At 68.2% G+C, this 18,215-nt stretch carries 14 protein-coding genes; 8 read left to right on the forward strand and 6 right to left on the reverse strand.

What is annotated here, in order from left to right:
* Positions 1–128: 128 nt before the first annotated feature.
* Both ACMGFG_RS03630 and ACMGFG_RS03635 read left to right on the forward strand, forming a co-directional pair.
* Positions 129–635 carry an LUD domain-containing protein gene (locus ACMGFG_RS03630; RefSeq protein ID WP_436928995.1) on the forward strand — a complete coding sequence of 169 codons (507 nt, stop codon included), beginning with the start codon at positions 129–131 and terminating at the stop codon, positions 633–635.
* The gene (locus tag ACMGFG_RS03635; protein WP_436928996.1) at positions 628–2,835 is read left to right on the forward strand and encodes an LUD domain-containing protein; all 2,208 of its coding nucleotides are present in this window, start codon (positions 628–630) and stop codon (positions 2,833–2,835) included. The genes ACMGFG_RS03630 and ACMGFG_RS03635 overlap by 8 nt, the downstream gene beginning before the upstream one ends.
* 83 nt (positions 2,836–2,918) lie before the next feature.
* On the opposite strand, the gene ACMGFG_RS03640 is transcribed toward ACMGFG_RS03635, so the two are convergent.
* Entirely contained in the window at positions 2,919–3,698 is a 780-nt protein-coding gene (locus ACMGFG_RS03640) for an SDR family NAD(P)-dependent oxidoreductase (protein WP_436928997.1), read from the reverse strand.
* A gap of 101 nt (positions 3,699–3,799) precedes the next feature.
* On the opposite strand from ACMGFG_RS03640, the gene ACMGFG_RS03645 reads away from it, so the two are divergent.
* Complete coding sequence (locus ACMGFG_RS03645; protein ID WP_436928998.1) at positions 3,800–4,906, forward strand: mandelate racemase/muconate lactonizing enzyme family protein; 1,107 nt, start codon at positions 3,800–3,802, stop codon at positions 4,904–4,906.
* A gap of 36 nt (positions 4,907–4,942) precedes the next feature.
* Positions 4,943–6,094, forward strand: a complete 1,152-nt coding sequence (locus tag ACMGFG_RS03650; RefSeq protein ID WP_436928999.1) for a mandelate racemase/muconate lactonizing enzyme family protein — start codon at positions 4,943–4,945, stop codon at positions 6,092–6,094.
* Between the two features lie 149 nt (positions 6,095–6,243).
* On the opposite strand, the gene ACMGFG_RS03655 is transcribed toward ACMGFG_RS03650, so the two are convergent.
* The 4 genes from ACMGFG_RS03655 to ACMGFG_RS03670 form a co-directional block, all read right to left on the reverse strand.
* Positions 6,244–7,269: a tyrosine-type recombinase/integrase gene (locus tag ACMGFG_RS03655; RefSeq protein ID WP_436929000.1), complete on the reverse strand. Its 1,026-nt coding sequence runs from the start codon at positions 7,267–7,269 to the stop codon at positions 6,244–6,246.
* Positions 7,262–7,699 (reverse strand): DUF5805 domain-containing protein, encoded by a 438-nt coding sequence (locus tag ACMGFG_RS03660; RefSeq protein WP_436929001.1) that lies wholly within the window; start codon positions 7,697–7,699, stop codon positions 7,262–7,264. The genes ACMGFG_RS03655 and ACMGFG_RS03660 overlap by 8 nt, the downstream gene beginning before the upstream one ends.
* A 1,408-nt stretch (positions 7,700–9,107) precedes the next feature.
* Positions 9,108–9,935 (reverse strand): hypothetical protein, encoded by an 828-nt coding sequence (locus ACMGFG_RS03665; protein ID WP_436929002.1) that lies wholly within the window; start codon positions 9,933–9,935, stop codon positions 9,108–9,110.
* Between the two features lie 333 nt (positions 9,936–10,268).
* Entirely contained in the window at positions 10,269–12,191 is a 1,923-nt protein-coding gene (locus ACMGFG_RS03670; RefSeq protein ID WP_436929003.1) for a HAMP domain-containing protein, read from the reverse strand.
* 260 nt (positions 12,192–12,451) lie between these two features.
* On the opposite strand from ACMGFG_RS03670, the gene kdgK1 reads away from it, so the two are divergent.
* Positions 12,452–13,408, forward strand: a complete 957-nt coding sequence (kdgK1, locus tag ACMGFG_RS03675; protein WP_436929004.1) for a bifunctional 2-dehydro-3-deoxygluconokinase/2-dehydro-3-deoxygalactonokinase — start codon at positions 12,452–12,454, stop codon at positions 13,406–13,408.
* Positions 13,409–13,423: 15 nt separating this feature from the next.
* On the opposite strand, the gene ACMGFG_RS03680 is transcribed toward kdgK1, so the two are convergent.
* Positions 13,424–14,170, reverse strand: coding sequence for an Lrp/AsnC family transcriptional regulator (locus tag ACMGFG_RS03680; protein WP_436929005.1), 747 nt, complete (start codon positions 14,168–14,170; stop codon positions 13,424–13,426).
* A 172-nt stretch (positions 14,171–14,342) separates the two neighbouring features.
* On the opposite strand from ACMGFG_RS03680, the gene ACMGFG_RS03685 reads away from it, so the two are divergent.
* From ACMGFG_RS03685 to pyk, 3 genes are all read left to right on the forward strand, one after another.
* Positions 14,343–14,546 (forward strand): HVO_0649 family zinc finger protein, encoded by a 204-nt coding sequence (locus tag ACMGFG_RS03685; protein ID WP_436929006.1) that lies wholly within the window; start codon positions 14,343–14,345, stop codon positions 14,544–14,546.
* Positions 14,547–14,755: 209 nt separating this feature from the next.
* On the forward strand, positions 14,756–16,297 hold the full coding sequence (locus tag ACMGFG_RS03690) for a TrkH family potassium uptake protein (RefSeq protein ID WP_436929007.1): 1,542 nt from the start codon (positions 14,756–14,758) through the stop codon (positions 16,295–16,297).
* Positions 16,298–16,439: 142 nt separating this feature from the next.
* Entirely contained in the window at positions 16,440–18,212 is a 1,773-nt protein-coding gene (gene pyk / locus ACMGFG_RS03695) for a pyruvate kinase (protein WP_436929008.1), read from the forward strand.
* The last annotated feature ends 3 nt before the right edge of the window (positions 18,213–18,215 follow it).

Raw genomic sequence — 18,215 nt, forward strand, 5'->3', positions numbered from 1 at the left:
GGCACGAGCTCGTCCGTTCGTACGATCGAACCTGCGGCACGGCACCGCGGCAGGACATCCGGTCAGTCGAGCGATCTATCGGACGACGACATACAAAATTTATACGTGTGGTCTCCTTGTGGCTGAATATGAGTGCGGTCGACGAGTTTACGCAGTCCTTGGAACGTCGAGACACAGAACTCACGGCGGTCGCTCCGTCGGACTTCGGGTCCGCTCTCGCGGAGCTCGTCGACACGCCTGCAGCCGGAGCGCCGCTCCCGTTCGAGGACCTCTCGCTGTCGGGGGCGCCGGTCACGGTCGACCCATCGCCGGACCAGTTGAAGGCCGCGAAGACGGGCGTGACGGGGGCGCGGATGGCGGTCGCCTCGCTGGGGACGGTCGCACTCGAATCCCGTCCGGGCGGTGACGAACTGGTGTCGCTGTTCCCTCAGCGCCACGTCGTCGTCGTCAAGGCGTCGCAGTTGCGGCCGGACCTGGCGTCCGCCTTCGAGTGGCTGGACGACGAGTTCGACGGGGGCTCCCCGTCAGTCGTGCTCGCGACGGGCCCGAGCGCGACGGGCGACATGGGCGCGCTCGTCCAGGGTGTCCACGGACCCGAAACCGTTCACGTACTGCTCGTCCGTGACGATGAGTGAGACAGACCTGGACGCGGAGCGCATCCGAACGCTACTCGAACGTGAGAGCGACGGGATCAAGGACAACATCCGCCGGTTGAACGACGAGCGCTACGATGCCATCGACGCGGTTGGCTCGGAGACGCACGAACACTACCGGACCCGGGCCAGGGAGATCAAAGAGGACGCCATCGAGCGGCTCCCCACCCTGATCCACCGGACGGAACAGGCCGTCGAGGCCAACGGCGGGTCGGTCTACGTCGCCGACGACCCTGCCGACGCCAACCGCTACATCACGGAGGTCCTCGACGACCGCGACGCGGAGTCGGTCGTCAAGTCGAAGTCGATGACGACGGAGGAGATCGACCTGAACGAGGCGCTGGAGGTCGCCGACCTCGACGTGTGGGAGACGGATCTGGGGGAGTTCGTCATCCAGGTGGCCGACGAAGCCCCCTCCCACATCGTCGGTCCGTCGCTCCACCGCTCGCGGGAGGACATCACGCGTCTCTTCGAGCGGGTCTTCGAGACGGACCGGGCGCTCGACTCGCCGGAGGCGCTCACGGCGTTCGCGCGCGAGTACCTCGGCGAACGCATCGAGACCGCCGACGTGGGTATCACGGGCGCGAACTTCGTGACCGCCGACAGCGGGTCGATCGCGCTCGTGACCAACGAGGGCAACGCCCGCAAGTGCGCGTCCGTACCCGACACGCACATCGCGGTCGCGGGGATCGAGAAGATCGTTCCCAGCGTCTCGGACCTGCATCCCTTCGCCGAGTTGATCTCCCGATCCGCGACCGGGCAGGACATCCCGCAGTACTTTTCGGTACTGACGCCGCCGGTCGACACCCCCACCGTCGACTTCGAAGCGAGCGAGGCTCCAGGCTTCGGCGGCTCCGACGACGACCGGGAGTTCCACCTCGTGCTCGTCGACAACGGCCGGCGGGAGATGCGGCGGGACGACGACCTCAGGGAGACGCTGTACTGCATCCGCTGTGGCGCCTGTGCCAACTCCTGCGCGAACTTCCAGTCGGTCGGCGGCCACGCCTTCGGCGGGGAGACGTACACCGGTGGGATCGCCACCGGCTGGGAGGCCGGCGTCGAGGGTCTGGAGGCCACGGAGTCGTTCAACGACCTCTGTACCGGCTGTAGTCGCTGCGTGAACGCCTGCCCTGTCAAGATCGACATCCCGTGGATCAACACCGTCGTCCGCGACCGTCGCAACCGCAGTCACGAGCCAGACTACGAGGACATCCTCGTCGACGGCCTGGTCCCCGACGAGGAGTCCGAGGGGACACCGCTCCGCAAGCGGTTCTTCGGGAACTTCGAGACGGTCGCGAAGCTCGGGAGCGCGACCGCGCCGCTGTCCAGCGCGGTCGCCTCGCTCGGGCCGGTTCGGCGGGTCATGGAGTCGACGCTCGGGATCGACGCCCGCCGCGACCTCCCGACGTTCGCGCGGACGACGTTCCGCGAGTGGGCGGCCGACCGGCCATCGGCGGTCGCCGACCCCGAGCGGACGGTAGCGCTGTACCCGGACGTGTACACGAACTACGTCCAGCCCGAGCGGGGGAAAGCGGCCGTCCGCGTGCTGGAGGCGCTCGGCTGTTCCGTCGAGGTCCCGTCGGTCGGCGGGTCCGGCCGCGCGCCGCTCTCTCAGGGGATGATCGACACAGCCCGCGCGAAGGCGGAGTCCGTCGCAGACGGGCTCGGCCCCCATCTCGACGACGGCCGCGACGTGGTCGTGGTCGAGCCCAGCGACCTCGCGATGTTCCACCGCGAGTACGAGCGCCTGCTCGACGACGGCTTCGAACGGCTCCGTGACAACAGTTACGAGGTCCTCGAGTACGTCTACGGGCTGCTGGAGAACGGCGCCGCCGAGAGCGCGCTCCCCGCCGGCGACGGCGAAGGAGTGGCCTATCACAGCCACTGCCAGCAGCGCACGCTCGGCCTCGAGCCGTACACCGAGCACGTGCTGGAGCGCCTCGGCTACGACGTGGTCACCTCCGACGTGGAGTGTTGCGGGATGGCCGGGAGCTTCGGCTACAAGTCGGAGTACTACGAGCTGAGCATGGACGTGGGCGAGCAACTCGCGGACCAGTTCGCCGACGCCGACCGGCAGGGACGCCGGATCGTCGCCAGCGGCACCTCCTGTATGGAGCAACTCGACGCGCTGCTGGAATCGCCCAACGAACACCCCGTCCAGTTGCTCGACCCGGAGCGGTAGCACGTTCGATACGGTCGTCGGCGCAAAAAGAGTCGTCACACCGGTCCCCGCGACGGTTATGGGGAACCGGCGGTTCCGGGTCGCTACTCCTCGAAGGTCGCGTCGAGGAAGCCGTCGTCGACGGTGATGATCTCACCGGTCGTGTACGAGGCGGCGTCGCTGGCGAGGTAGATGGCCGCCCCGGCCATCTCCTCCGGTTCGGCGAGCCGGCCGTTCGTCGTCCGGGACTTGATCGTCTCGAACCGCGGTTCGCCGCTGGTGTAGGTCCCCTTGGTCTGTTCCGTGACGACGAACCCAGGCCGGATGGCGTTTACTCGGATCTCGGGACCGAACTCCTCGGCCGCGACGCGAGTGAACGCGTCGATCCCGCCTTTCGCCATCGAGTAGGCGGCGAGGTTCGGGATCGCGGACTCGACCGACGCCGAGGAGATGTTGATGACCGACCCCGTGTCCATCTTCTCGGTGAAGGCCTGGGTGGCGCGGACCGGACCGCGCAACTGGACGCCGAACACGTCGTCCCACTCCTCGTCGGTCACGTCGGCGACGGTCGTCCGCGCGATGTAACTGGGTGAGTTGACCAGGATATCCACGTCACCGAACGCCTCGATGGTCTCGTCGCGGAGTGTTTCGACCGACGACCGGTCGGTGATGTCGCAGGTGACCTCGACCGTCTCCGCGCCGCGGTCGCGGATCTCCGCCGCCGTCCGTTCCACGTTCTCCTCTGTGCGCGAACTCGCGACGACGTCCGCGCCCTCGGCCGCGAACCCGAGCGCGATGGCGCGACCGATACCGCTCGTGCCGCCGATGACGACCGCCGTCTTGTCGGCTACCGTCACCGGTCGGTGTGTGTACTCGAGTGGCACGTGTTTCCCCCACTTTCGGGACTAATATAATTTTTTATATCCTGAACAGATCTTACTCCCGGTTACATAACGTATATACGGTCGGTCTGTCGAATTGGACCATGGTCGACGCACCGTCCGGTACGGCCAGCGTCCGCGACGTCGAGACGCGCCTCTACCGGGTTCCCAACGAGGAATCGCTCGAAGACGCCACCCAGTCGTTCGACACGCTCGAGGTCGTCGCCCTTCTGGCACGCGACGACGAGGGCCGCGAGGGGCTCGGGTTCACCTACACGATCGGCCGGGGCGGACCGGCGATACAGCGCTTCCTCGACGACGAGATCGCGCCTCGGCTGGAGGGCCACCCCGTCGCCCCGCGGTCGGTCCGGTCGACGATGCGCGAGTCGACGACGTTCGTCGGCCGGGAGGGGATCAGCGAGTTCGCCGTCGCGGCTGCCGACATCGCCGCCTGGGACCTCCTCGGGAAAGAGACGGGTCAACCGCTGTACGCCCTGCTCGGCGGGAGTCGCCGCTCCGTCGATATGTACGAGACCGACGGGGGGTGGCTCCAGTACGACGCCGAGGAACTCGTCGCCAACGCCGAGACCGTCGCGGCGGATGGGTTCGCCGGCATGAAAATGAAGGTCGGGTCGTCGGTCGACCGCGACATCGAACGGGTCAGCGCGGTCAGGGAGACGCTTCCGGACGAGTTGGACCTGATGCTCGACGCCAACTGCTCGTACACGGTTCCGGAGGCCCGTCGCCTCGCGTCGCGGATCGAAGGGCTGGACGTGACGTGGCTCGAGGAGCCACTCCCGAAGGGCGACTACGCCGCCTACGCGGACCTCCGCCGGCGGGTCGACGTTCCGATCGCCACCGGTGAGAACTTCTACAACGAGACGCAGTTCCGGCAGGTCCTCTCCCGCGACGCGGTCGATTTCCTCCAGCCGGATGTCTGTCGGGTCGGCGGGGTCACGCCGTGGCTGCGCGTGGCCGAGCTGGCGGCAAACAGCGGCGTCGCCGTCTCTCCCCACTACATCGAACCGCTCCACGCCCACCTCGCCGCCCTCTACGACAACGTCCCCTACATCGAACACCACTCGACGGTCCTGGACGAACTGGTCGAAGAGCCCCTCACTCCGGATGACGGCCGGGTCACCCCGCCCGACCGGCCCGGTCACGGCATCTCGTTCGACGGGGATCGGTACCTGGTCTCGGAGGGCAGCTGATGGCGACACCACGCAGGTCTGCAGGGGGTCGGCGGGATGGGGAGTGAGGGAACGTCGGGGACGGTCGTCGAGTCCGTCGAGACGGTCGCGCTCCGGTCCGAACTCGACGAGCCGTTCGGATACGCCCAGGCGTGGGTCGACGAGCGGTCGGCGCTGCTGGTCCGGATCGAAGCAACGGACGGCACCGTCGGCTGGGGCGAGTGCTGGGGACCGATAGCGGGCTCGCGGGAAACCGTCGAGGACCTGCTCGCGCCGATCGTCGAAGGACGCGACCCGAGGAACGTCGAGCGCGTCCACGAGGAGATGTACGACAGTGCGCGCGCGGCCTACCAGACGGTCGTCCCGCTGCCGGCCATCAGCGGCGTCGACCTCGCGCTGTGGGACCTGAAGGGCAAACTCGCCGACGAGTCCGTCGCGTCGCTGCTCGGCGGCCGACGACGGGACGCCGTCCGCGCGTACGCCACCGGCCACTACTTCAAACACGGCGCGGACCTCGACGAGCAGTTCGACCGCATCGCGGCGGAGGCCCGGCGTAACGCCGACCAGTTCGGCGCTGTGAAGGCCAAGATCGGACTCTCACTGTTGGGACACGGCCCCGATGCCGACGTGCGCCTCGTCGAGCGGATACGGGAGGCGATCGGTGACGACACGACGCTGTTCGTCGACGCGAACTACGCCTACGACACCGCGACCGCCCGCCGTGTCGGTCGGTCGCTGGAGGAGTTCGACGTGTCCTGGTTCGAGGAGCCCGTCCCGCCCGAACGGGTCGACGGCTACGCCCACCTCCGCGACGCGCTGGACGTACGCGTCGCCGGCGGGGAGTGTCACACACCGGCGGAGTTCACTCGTCTCTTCGAGGCCGGGGCCGTCGACGTTGCCCAACCCGACGTGTGCAACGTCGGGGGGCTCACGGCCGCTCGCCGGGTGGCGGACGCCGCCGACGCACACGGAGTCCCCGTGGTGCCTCACGTCTGGGGAACGCCTGTCGCTATCGCCGCGACCCTCCAGTTGATCGCCACGCTCGACGGGCGCCCCTGGCTGGAGTACGACAACTCCTCGAACCCGCTCCGGGAGTCCCTGGCCGCCGACGGATTCGACGTAGCCGACGACGGCCGGGTAGCCGTACCGGACGGCCCCGGCCTCGGCGTCGAACTGGACGGGTCCGCACTCGCGCGCTTCGAGGCCTGAGCGCGGGTGTAGCCCTGCTACTGGTGACTGGCTGGAATCCCTTCGACCAGTGTTCCGACCGGGGGCTCGACCGGTAGATTCCGTATAGCGGAATATAGTTTATCAGTACGGTTTCGGTCGAGTGTTCCGTCCACGGAAGCGGAGATGTATCAGCAAAGCTTGTAGATATTGTCCGCGTACACCTCCCGGACGCGGTCGCCCCAGTCGTGGGTGTAGGTGTCGATGATATCCTGGGCCACGTCGCCGCGGAGGTACTTGACGATGCCGCGGTCGCCGGTCCGGTCCCGGAGGTGCGTGGTGAAGAAGTGCCGGAAATAGTGGGGCGTGACGTTCTCCTCGGCGCCGCCACCTTCGCGGTACCAGCCCTGGTCGCGGGCGTGCGTTTCGACGATGTGGTGGACCATGTCCGGAGTGAGCCGTTTGCCCCACTCGTCGGCCGTGCTGACGAACAGCGGGTCGGCATCCGAACGGGGATCCGGTCGGACGGCCAACCACTCGTCGAGGACGGCGGCGAGTTCGTCGTCGACGGGGATCGTCGTCGCGCGTTTTCGTTTGTTCGACGCGGTCCGGACCTGTCCGTTGTACGCCTGGCCCGCGCTCGGCGCGTCGTCGACGTAGACCGAGTCGGGTTTCCCGTCGAGTTGCGGTCGATGCGACCACTCGAACGGCGAGTCCGACAGCGAGAGGTCCCGCCGATCGAGGTTGCACAGTTCACCGGCGCGCATCCCCGTCTTCAGCAGGGTCACGACGACCGCCCTGTCGAGCGGATGGGTCACCTCCGCCACGAACGACCGCATCGCGGGGACTGTGATGTCGCGACGCTCCGGGTCGACGGTGATCGACTCGTCGATCTCCTCCAGGACCAGCGCCATCGGGTTCTCCTCGAAGGTCCCGACCTCCGTCATGTAGCCGTAGAACCGGTGGAGATACGAGGCGTACGTCGCGACCGTGCTCTCGCCGACCGAGCCCCGCAGCTGGTGGATCCACGCCATGCAGTCACGGTGGTTCGCCTCGTCGAGGTCGAGTCCTCGTTCGGAGAGGTAGGCCTCGAACTCCCGGAGGACGCGCTCGTAGGCGTCCCGCGTTCGCTGGCTCTTGCCCTGGAACGTGATGTCGTCGAGGAAGTACGCGACCGGGTCCTCGGCGTCCGCCGACCCGCGCTCGGCCCTACTCATCGATCGTGTATCCCCCGTTGCGGCCGCTGTAGGTGACCCGCCCTTCCGACTGGAGCCGCTGGAGGGCGTCCTCCAGCTCCGCCTCGATGTCGTCGGCCACCGCCTCCAGCAGTTCGTCCCAGGAGAGATACTCCGCCGAACGGAGCGCGGCCGCGACCCGTTCTTCCATGCCCGAACCCTGGGGGTCAGCGTCGGAAGACGGCCCTCCACCGGATTCTTCGGGGCCCTGCTCGGGATCGGCGGGTTCGGACACTTCTACCGCCGAATCCGTGTCTCCGAACCCGCGCCGACCCGCCTGGACCATCGTCCGGACGAACTCGCTTCGACTCATGTCCAGCTCCGCCGCGTGGTCGTCCCACTCCTCGCGCTGGTAGGCGGGGACGTACGTCCGCACCGATACGCGCTCGGTGTCGAGATCCGACTCTCCCATCGATAGGCGAGTCTCACGCCACCACAATCAATCTGTCGCCAGACTCACGGATAAAGACCCTTATTTGTGTTCCTAGGGCCTGTTTCCGCCGGCCAGCGGATATTTTATGCGTAAATTTAGACCTAGATTATGCGGTTATCCAGGTACACAACTAATATCTGTTGGGTAGACGGAAACAGAATTCGCGTCGGGGCCGACTATCGGGGTCCGCGGTCGTAGCGGAGGGCGATACAGGTCTTCAGGACAGTCTGTTCTCGGCGCTGGCTGCGGCCCGTTCAACCCTTTCCAGAGCGCTCTCTCTGGCCGCTGTGGCGTGGCAAGCGCTTTCCTTCCCAGACGACATCAGTTAGCCACGACAGCCGGTGAGAACGATGCAGACATCCCCTGCCCGCTCCAGTCGTGTCCTCGGGCTACTCGGTCGATCCCGGCCCGGGGAGGCCGACTTCTGTGCCGACTCTCCGAACGGTCGGTGGTTCGTTCGCCGTGGCATCGGCCCGTCTGCGGATTGCGATTCCACGCCACGGCGGCGACCAGCGACTTTCCACGAACCGTCGTGACTGGGGACGGGTCCGAAGCTACCCGGTACCCGCGGCCCGGCGACAATCGTGTCGGGGCGCCAGAGCACCGCACAGTTCTCGTCCCGGAGATGCTTCGTTTCGGCTTGGACGTGCTTTCGGGACGTGGACCGGTTCGAGTCGTCGGCGCGCCCACGCGAGGGCGACACGGCCCTCGTGATATTCCGGTCGGCTCAGGTCGGGTTCTCCCAGGGGACTCGCGGCTCTGCAGTTCGCGCGGTGAGCTCGTCACAGTGCCCCTCTCCCAAGTCGAAGGCGGGAGGGAACCAGTCTCGACACGGCGGCACGGGTCCGATGCGTCCGTTTCGGTGGGCGACGACGGACACCCCCGGTTCGTACGCGTCCACTCACCGGTCCGTCAGCCTTCACCGGACAGACCCGCAACAGTCGCCCGTGGTCAGCCAGTCCGAAGGCAGCTCCACTGCCCAGAGCCCCCGACGACCCACACTCTGCTACCGGTGAGCGCCCGCTCTCCCGTGTCGCCCACACGCTCAGGGCCCAGAGACGGCAGGCCGTCCCCGAGACGTGGGCCCGACTCCGTTCGACAGCGGGACCAGTCGTCGAACGGTGACGGGTTCGAACCGGTCTCCGGCCAGGACTGCACGGGAATGTATCGGTCTCGCCAGGCGGGATTTATAACAAAAATTATGATATGGTCGGGGAGGGTTGTTCGTCAGCCTGCGCGTAAACCACATGCCGCTATACACAATACCTCGTGCCGGACGAGCGCGACATCCGACTCCCCGAACGGGAATCTAGTCGCTGAGCGGCCGTCAGCGGGTCGTTTGGGCGGGGCCGGGGATCCGTCGGTGGCGACGGAGTCGCCTCCCCAGTCAGTGGTCCGGGGGATCGGCGGAACGGCTCCGGGCGAGCCCGTGAACCACGAGTCCCGACAGGAGGGCGAGTGCGGCGATCTTCAGGGCCACGAGACGACCGAGCGCGGTCGCGACGTACGCCTCCGGATTCGCTCCCAGGAGGGTGACCGCCTGATGGAGACCGCTAACCGCGACGGCGGCGACGAACAGGGGGACGGCTCGCCGGAACTGTCGGACGACCGGTCGGATGCCGGCGTCGCCGTCGGCCGCCAGTGCCGGAACGACCACGGTGTTGTGCCAGACGGCACCGCCGATCCACGCCCCCGCGGCGACGAGGTGGACGGACCTGACGGCGGTCGCGGTGAGCGACCCGCCTCTCGTTCCCACGTCCAGCCACGCGATCGCGAGGAGACCGCCTCCCGCGGCCGTGCCCGCGACGAGCGCGACCGCCTGCGGGCGGAACGGGCTATCGAACTGTCGACCTGCGGCGGCTATCGCGGCCACCGACACCGTGCCAGCTGCGAGACCGACGCCCGTCGCGAGGGAAGGCCCAACGGCGGTCACGGCGTGGACGGCCCTGATCGCGAGCCCGGCGACCGCCCCCGCAACTGCGAGGGTTCCGACCCGCGACCAGCGGCGAGCCAGCCACTCCGGAGGTCGCCCGGGCTTCGAGGGGTACGTGGCCCACAGGATGCCGGTCGTCAGGAGCGTCCCCAGCGACACGATGGCCGCCCACGACGCAGCGGGGACGGCGATCGAAACACCGGTGCCGAACCAGGTGAGCGCCACGCCGACCGCCGAGGCGCCGAAGAGCGTACAGACCACGACCCGGGGTTTCAGTGGCACCGGTTCCACCCCGAATTACGCCCACGGACGGCGGTCAGGCTCGACGGACCGGTCCGCCCACGCTGTCGGGACCGACACCTTTCGCACCGCCGCCTCCGGCGGGCCCACCCTCTTTTAGGTCTGCCTAACTGCACGGATAGAAAGTCGATACTGGCAGAGCCGTAGTGGTTCTCCCGAAGTGGTTCGGGCCGGCGTGACCTCCGACCGCGACCGTCGTCCAGACGCTCCCGCCGAAGGGAGCGGGCACACTGTTCGGGGAAACCGTCCGGAGAGCGGGAGAACTGGAAGAACGCGCGGAATCGGGTGCACCCGGACGAACCGGGTCCGGAGCCGTTACTCTTCGGCCGGTTCGTCGGCGTCGCCGGCGTCCTCGGGACCGCCGGGGCCGGGCGAGCCGGCGCCGGTCTGGAAGACGAACTCGTGTTCCTCCTCGGTCTCGAAGTTACCCAGCCCGTCGCCCAGGTACTGGGCGTAGCGGGTGAGCTCCTCGGCGCGCGAGGAGACCTCGTTGAGCTCGGCGGCCTGTTCCTCGGCGGCGCCGGCGACGTTCTCGCTCTCGGACATCGTGTCCTCGGCGAGGTCGGCGGCCTGCTCGATCATACTCGCGACCTCGCGGATGCTGTCGAGCGAGTCGCCGAAGTCGACGTTGGGGTTGTCCGCCGCGAAGTCCTCGAGCTGTGCGGCGACGCCGTCCATCTCCTCGGAGATGTTCTGCAGGCGCTCCTTCTGGTCGTAGGCGTCGTCGGAGATCTTCTGGATGGAGTCGGCGACCTGTTCGCTGGCGTCGCGGACCGTCTCGGCGCTCTGCTGGACCGACTGACCGCTCTCCTCAACCTCGCTCGCGAAGGTCTTGAGCTGGCCGGTCGTCATCTCCAGCTCGGTGAGCATCTCGTTGAAGTCCTCCGCGATCTGGTCCATCGCCTCGTTCTCACCCTCGGGCTCCATGCGCTGGGTGAGGTCGCCGCGGGCGCAGGCCTGCATGATATCCGAGTACTCCTCGGCGCGGTCCTGAAGGTAATTCGACAGCTCCATCGCCTCGGCCCGGGAGACCTCCGCCTCCTTGCGGGCGCGCTCGGCCTCGTCGATCTGCTCGCGCAGCGAGTCGCGCATCGACGCGAACCCGGTGTAGAGCTGGCCGATGCTGTCGATGCGGCCCGACTGGATGTCCACGTCGAGGTTGCCCTCCTCCATCTCCTGGGCCTTGCCCTTCAGGCGGTCGATCGACGAGGAGGTGTTGTACCCCAGCACCGCGCCGATGAGCAGCATCACGAGCACGGCGCCGGCGGTCGCGATCATGCCGAACTGCTGGACCTGCTGGACGTCGCCGAAGAGCACGTCGGTCGGCGCGTGGACGAGCACCGCCCAAACCTCGGAGTTCCCGGGGACCAGGACCGGCGCGTACCCGACGGCGTACTCCTCGCCCATGACCTGGTCGTTCATCTGGCTCGGGTCGACGCCGCCCGCCTCGGACAGCCCGATCGCCTTCTCGACCGTCGCCTGGTCGCCGTAGGTGGTCAGCGTCTCGTCCGTGTCAATCTCCGGATCGCTCGCGCGTTCGTCGATCAGGATGGTCCCGCTCGCGTTGACGACGGTCGTGAAACCGCCCTGGGCGCGGTCAGTCCCCTGAAGCCGACTCCCGATGTCGGTCGTGGCGACCTCGACGAGCAGGACACGCTCGGTCGTCCCGTTGACCAGGCTCGCGAAGCCGACGACGGGGACGCCGTTGGGGCTCTGGTAGACGCTCGATACCTTCACCTCGTTCGTCTCCTCGAAGCTCCGTTCGGTGACCCAGTCGCGGACCGTCCCGTCGACCTCCGACCCGGGCGCGACCGTCTGGCTGGCGACGAACGTGGTCTGGCCGGCCCCGCCCTGGATGAGATGCATCGAACTCACGTCGCTCGGCATCTGGCTCCGCTGGCGTTCGCGCAGCGTCCGCGACATGGAGTCCCCGTCGTTGCCCCTGTAGGCGGGGTCGCCGGACGCGAGCCGGGTCGAGAGCCGGTTGCTCTCCAGCCACTGGCCGACGAGGTTCGACTCCTGAACTGCGAGCCCGCGGTACTCGCTTTCGACCTGGTCGCGGGTGTGGTCGACGAACTGCTGGGTGCCGACGAGCCCGACCGCACCGATCGCCAGGCCCATCACCAGCAGCACGATGAGGAACTTCAGCGCGAATCGTTTCCTGACGAAGTCCGGCACCACCGTCCGGACGACGCCCATGGCTCCACCACTGCCGCTGTCGCTGTCTTCGCCGCTCATGTGTCCTGTCTCCGTTCGGTCGTCGGTCGATACCCCGTGCCCGAGTCAGCGTCGACCGGGGAGCGCCCCCGGAACCCTGACTCGACTGCTCGGCTGTGCCCCTTGCCCATGGAGTCCCATGTCCGACTATCTCATATATAGCTTTGGAGTAAGGTGGCCGCAGATGTGACAACGGGATACGTAACTGGCCCGAACGGTGAACGGCGACGCCCGCCCGGGATCCCTGCGGATTTAAGCCGAACGCCCTCCCAGCGACGGGTATGACCGACCTCGTGACCGTCGGCGAGTCGATGCTCAGGCTCTCGCCGCCGGACCACCAGCGCCTCGAGGCGATGGACGAACTCGACGTGCACGTCGCGGGCGCCGAGAGCAACGTCGCCGTCGCCGCCGGGCGACTCGGCCTCGACGCCGCCTGGGTGTCGAAACTACCCGACTCCCCCCTGGGCCGGCGAGTGACCAGCGCCCTGGGCACCCACGGCGTCGATACCGATGTAGTCTGGGACGACGACGCCCGGATGGGCACCTACTACGTCGAGATGGCCGGCAAGCCCCGCGGGACGAACGTCATCTACGACCGCGCCGACTCCGCGGTCACCACCGCCACCGCCGACGAACTCGCCACCGACCGGATCGCCGAGGCCGACGCCTTCCACACCACCGGGATCACCCCCGCCCTCTCCGAGACGCTGCGGGAGACGACGGCGGACCTGCTCGAACTCGCCGGCGACCACGACACGACGACGGTCTTCGACGTGAACTACCGCTCGAAGCTCTGGTCGCCCGCCGAGGCCCGCGACACCCTGGAGGACCTGTTCCCCGACGTCGACGTGCTCGTCGTCGCCGTCCGCGACGCCCGGTCGGTCCTCGACCGCGAGGGCGACGCCGAGGAAATCGCCCGCGGACTCGCCGAGGAGTTCGACTTCGGGGTGACGCTGGTGACCCGGGGCGGCGAGGGGTCGCTCGCGCTCGCGGACGGCGAGGTACACGAACAGGGCGTCTTCGAGGCCGACGAGTACGACACCGTCGGCACCGGCGACGCCTTCGTCGGCGGGTTCCTCGCCTCGTGGCTCGACGGGGGGTCGGTGCCCGACGCCCTGGAGTACGGCGCCGCCGCGGCCTCGCTCAAGCGGACCATCCCCGGCGACATCGCCCTGGTCACTCCCGAAGAGGTCGAGCGCGTCGTCGAGTCCGGCGAACAGAGCGGTATCTCGCGGTAGCCGGGCGGTTCGCCCTCACTCGCTCGCCTCGAACGCCCGTACGAGTTCCTCGGGGAACGTCTCGGGCGAGAATATCGACACGACGTCGCCGGTCTCGATCCGGGTGTCCCCGTCGGGCGTGATGCGGTCGTCGCCCCGCTCGATGCTGACGACCAGCGCCTCGTCGGGAAGGAGCCCGTCACTGTTGGCACTTTCGAGCGTCCTCCCGGTGATCGCGGCGTCCTCCTGGACGGTGAACTCGACGACCTCGGCGCCGCCGACCACGCTCTGGAAGTCGGTGACCGCCGACCGCGGGGAGTCGACCTCGGGCGCGAACGACCCGTAGGGCTGGGTCGTCTCCTCGCGGACGATGTCCTCCCGTTCGATCGTCAACCCGGCCGCCGACAGCTGCTGGGCGATCCGGTTGATGTCGCCCGTGTCCGAACCGACGGCCGTGACGACGACGTTCTCCTGCCCGGCGAGCAGTTCGCGCACGCCGACGACGCCGGGCGTTCCGAGGGCCTCGTTCGCGATGGCCGAGCGCTCGCCCACCGGCGCCGTACAGGTGAACTGCGTCGTCATCTTCCCGTCGGTCGCCTCGTAGTCGATGTCGGCGTGGTAGCCGCGGATGATCCCCGCCTCCTCCAGCTGGCGGATCCGGTTGCGGACCGTCGCCGGCGTCACGTCGACCTCCTCCGCGATCGTCGGTGCCGACGTGTTCCGCGCGTCGCCCGCGAGGTAGTAGAGGATGCGCTCGTCGATCTCGTCGATCCGGTAACTCATACCGGCCGTTGTTTCGGATCGGCAAAAGGAGTTGTGCGATCCGTTCGATACTATCTCGTCGGTGCCGTTTATTGTAGGAGATATCTTTCGTAGCGATAATTGAAATCGTTCAAATTTTTGTACCGGAAATACATTCGACAATTTTTTGTGCCGGTGTCGAAAACACACTGGCATGACCAGTGACGGACCGGGTTCGGCACTGGAGAAGTTGCGGGACTACTACGACCACGAGGAGCTCGTCTGTCCGGACTGCGGGTACGAGGACGAGGGCGGTAGCTGGGACAGCGAAACCGACGGGGAAGTGGTCGAGTACACCCACGAGTGTCCAGAGTGCGGGGCCGTCAGGGAACACACGCTGGAGGTCGGCGACGAGTGAGTGTGGGGCGCGACCCGCCGAGCGGCGTTCGGCCCTGATCGACACTGTTACACGACCGGCCGCGATGAACGGAGAACGATGAGAGGGGTCGTCGACCGCACAGGGACCCGGTCTCGACCGGCCGTGGTGCCGCGAGAGCGCGGATACAGGCCGTGTGGGGGACGGGCGACGGCGTCCGAACGAGCGACACGTCCCGGGCGGGCTCAGCGATGAACACCGACATACGCGTCGACTGGCGGGCGAGCGTCAGCCTCACCGGGAGCGTCGTCAAGTGGCTCGCGGTACCGATGCTGTTCCCCGTCGCCCTGGCGCTGTACTACGGCCGGGGCATCGAGGCGTTCGTGGTGACCGTCCCGCTCGCGCTCGCGGTCGGCTGGTCGCTGGAGCGGCTCCACGACGACCCCGGCGAGGCGCTGGGCGCCCGCGAGGGGTTCCTGATGGTCGCGCTGACGTGGCTGCTGGTCAGCCTCGTCGGCGCCGTCCCGTACGTCGCGGAGGGGTGGCTGACCGCCTACGGGTCGGCCTCGACGCTGCGGTGGCCGGTCAACGCCCTGTTCGAGTCGATGAGCGGGTTCACCACCACGGGGTCGACCGTGATGGGCACCATCTCCTTCGAGGGGCACTCCCGGGCGCTGCTGATGTGGCGCCAGCTCTCCCAGTGGCTCGGCGGCATGGGCATCGTCGTCCTCGCTATCGCCATCCTCCCGGAGCTGTCGGTCGGCGGCGCCCAGCTGATGGACGCCGAGGCCCCGGGCCCGGGCATCGAGAAACTCACTCCCCGGATCGCCGAGACCGCCCGGACGCTCTGGGGGCTGTACCTCGGCCTGACCGCCCTGGAGATCGTCGGCCTCTACGCCTTCCACCGGGTCGGCGTCGCCCCCGAGATGACGCTGTACAACGCCGTCGCCCACGGGTTCACGACGATGCCGACCGGCGGGTTCTCCCCCGAGGCGCGCTCGATCGAGGCGTTCTCCGCCGTGGTCCAGTGGTTCGTGATCCCGTTCATGGTCGCCGCGGGGACGAACTTCGCGCTGTTCTGGCACTGCTGGAACCGCGACCTGCGGACCGTCGTCGAGGACGTGGAGTTCGGCTCGTATCTGGGGATCATCGGGGTGCTGTCGGCGCTGGTCGCCGGCCTCCTCTTCACCGCCCCCGGCCACGACGCGCTCACGGGCGCCCTCGAACCGTCGCTGCGCCACGCCGCCTTCCAGGTCACGTCCATCGTCACCACGACGGGGTACGCGAGCATGAACTTCGACCTCTGGGGGGAACAGGCCAAGTTCGTGCTCCTGTTCGCCATGTTCGTCGGCGGCTCGGCCGGCAGTACCGGCGGGTCGATCAAGGTCATCCGCTGGGTCGTGATCGTCAAGTCGCTGTTCCGGGAGCTGTTCACCACGGTCCACCCCGAGGCCGTCGAGCCCGTCCGGCTGGGGGACACGGCCATCGACGAGTCGACGATCCGCGGCGTCTACGCCTTCACGCTCCTCTATCTGGTCATCTTCGCCCTCGCGACGGTGGTCGTCGTCCTCGTCGGCCACACCGAGGCGTCGCTGTCGGTGTTCGAGGGGACCAGCGCCGTCGCCGCGACGCTCGGCAACGTCGGCCCCGGCGTCGGCGTCGTCGGCCCGATGGCGAACTTCGAGGGGTTCCCCGCCGTCTCGAAGCTGCTGATGGTCTTCCTGATGTGGATCGGCCGCCTGGAGGTCTTCCCAGTGCTCGTCCTGCTCACGCGGGCCTACTGGCGATCCTGACGCGTCGGCGAGCGCCGATACGCGGCACCACTCCGGGATGCGAGGACCGCCGGTAAAGAACGGTAGACAAACCCTTTATTCCTGCCGCGGGAAGCCGTTCACATGAACCGAACACCGACGCCGCGGGGGGTATCGATCTGAGATGCGCAGCGCGAAGATAGTCTGCACGCTGGGGCCCGCCAGCGAGTCCGAGGAGACGATCGAGGCGCTCGCCGAAGAGGGGATGTCCGTCGCGCGGATGAACGCGAGCCACGGCTCGCCCGAACACAGGCGCGAACTCGTCGACCGCATCCGAACGGTCGACCGCCGGACCGACCGCCCGGTCGCGGCGATGCTCGACCTGCCCGGCCCGGAGGTCCGGACAGCGCCGGTCCGCGACGAGATAACGCTCGAAGGCGGGTCGACGGTCCGGTTCGTCGAGGGCGACGAGGCGACGCCCGAGGAGATCGGGGTCTCCCACGACATCTCCGCGGTCGAGCCGGGCGACGTGGTCCTGCTCGACGACGGGCGCATCGAGACGACCGTCGAGTCGGTCGACGACGGCGTCGTGACCGCGACCGTCGAGAGCGGCGGCGACCTGGGGGCCCGCAAGGGCGTCAACGTCCCCGGCGTCGACCTGGGGCTGCCGGTCATCACCGACCAGGACCGCGAGGAGTTGCAGGTCGCGGCCGACAAGGAGGTCGACTTCGTGGCGGCGAGTTTCGTCCGCGACGGCGAGGACGTCTACGAGATCACCGACGCGCTGGACGAACTCGGCGCGGACATCCCCGTCATCGCGAAGATCGAGCGGGACGTGGCCGTCGAGAACCTGGAGGGGATCATCGACGCCGCCTACGGCGTGATGGTCGCCCGCGGGGATCTGGGCGTGGAGTGCCCGCTGGAGGACGTGCCGATGATCCAGAAGCGGATCATCCGGAAGTGCCACGAGGAAGGGGTGCCCGTCATCACCGCGACGGAGATGCTCGACTCGATGGTGACGGCCCGGCGACCCACCCGCGCGGAGGCGTCGGACGTGGCAAACGCCGTCCTCGACGGCACCGACGCGGTGATGCTGTCGGGCGAGACGGCCATCGGCGACCACCCCGTCCGGGTGGTCGAGACGATGAACCGGATCGTCCGCGACGTGGAGGAATCCCCGGAGTACGCCGAGAACCGCGAGCAGCGCGTCCCCACGGCCGACGAGACGCGGACGGACGCGCTCGCTCGCTCGGCCCGCTTTCTCGCCCGTGACATCGACGCGGCGGCCATCGTCGCGGCCAGCGAGTCCGGCTACACCGCGCTGAAGGCGGCGAAGTTCCGCCCGTCGATCCCTATCGTCGCCTCGACGCCCAGCGAACGGATCCGCCGCCGGCTCGCGCTGTCGTGGGGCATCATCCCGAAGAGTTCGCCCTACACCGCCGACGGCGCCGACGCGGTCATCAACAACGCCGTCCAGTCGGCGCTGGACACCGGCGCGGCCGACAGCGGCGACACCGTGGTCGTCCTCTCGGGCATGATGACCGAGCTGGAGGGGGTGAACACGGCGAACATGCTGAAGGTCCACGTCGCCTCCGAGACCATCGCCTCCGGGCGGTCGGTCGTCGAGGGACTGGTCTCCGGGCAACTCCACTGGACCGACGACGGCGACCTCGCCGAGCTCCCCGAGGACGCGATCCTGGCGGTTCCCGAGGATTTCGACGGGGAGTTCACCGGCGACATCGAGAAGCTCGCGGGGATCGTCGACCGTCACGGCGGCATGACCAGCTACGCGGCCATCGTCGCTCGCGAACTCGACGTACCGATGATCTCCAACGCGTCGCTGCCACGCGACGTGGAGTCGGGGACCGTCGTGACGCTGGACGCCGAGCGCGGCATCGTCTACGACGAGGCGATCCAGAGTCGCGCGCGCGAGCGCACGGCCGAACGAAACCTGTAGCGC

The sequence above is a fragment of the Halosimplex halobium genome (genome assembly GCF_051414055.1).
GTDB classification, from domain to species: Archaea; Halobacteriota; Halobacteria; order Halobacteriales; family Haloarculaceae; genus Halosimplex; species Halosimplex halobium.

Bases quoted from the DNA above. Each gene is read 5' to 3' on its own strand.
- ACMGFG_RS03630 (WP_436928995.1), top strand. From the start codon at position 129: ATGAGTGCGGTCGACGAGTTTACGCAGTCCTTGGAACGTCGAGACACA.
- ACMGFG_RS03635 (WP_436928996.1), top strand. From the start codon at position 628: ATGAGTGAGACAGACCTGGACGCGGAGCGCATCCGAACGCTACTCGAA.
- ACMGFG_RS03645 (WP_436928998.1), top strand. From the start codon at position 3,800: ATGGTCGACGCACCGTCCGGTACGGCCAGCGTCCGCGACGTCGAGACG.
- ACMGFG_RS03650 (WP_436928999.1), top strand. From the start codon at position 4,943: ATGGGGAGTGAGGGAACGTCGGGGACGGTCGTCGAGTCCGTCGAGACG.
- ACMGFG_RS03655 (WP_436929000.1), bottom strand. From the start codon at position 7,269: ATGAGTAGGGCCGAGCGCGGGTCGGCGGACGCCGAGGACCCGGTCGCG.
- ACMGFG_RS03660 (WP_436929001.1), bottom strand. From the start codon at position 7,699: ATGGGAGAGTCGGATCTCGACACCGAGCGCGTATCGGTGCGGACGTAC.
- ACMGFG_RS03670 (WP_436929003.1), bottom strand. From the start codon at position 12,191: ATGAGCGGCGAAGACAGCGACAGCGGCAGTGGTGGAGCCATGGGCGTC.
- kdgK1 (WP_436929004.1), top strand. From the start codon at position 12,452: ATGACCGACCTCGTGACCGTCGGCGAGTCGATGCTCAGGCTCTCGCCG.
- ACMGFG_RS03680 (WP_436929005.1), bottom strand. From the start codon at position 14,170: ATGAGTTACCGGATCGACGAGATCGACGAGCGCATCCTCTACTACCTC.
- ACMGFG_RS03685 (WP_436929006.1), top strand. From the start codon at position 14,343: ATGACCAGTGACGGACCGGGTTCGGCACTGGAGAAGTTGCGGGACTAC.
- ACMGFG_RS03690 (WP_436929007.1), top strand. From the start codon at position 14,756: ATGAACACCGACATACGCGTCGACTGGCGGGCGAGCGTCAGCCTCACC.
- pyk (WP_436929008.1), top strand. From the start codon at position 16,440: ATGCGCAGCGCGAAGATAGTCTGCACGCTGGGGCCCGCCAGCGAGTCC.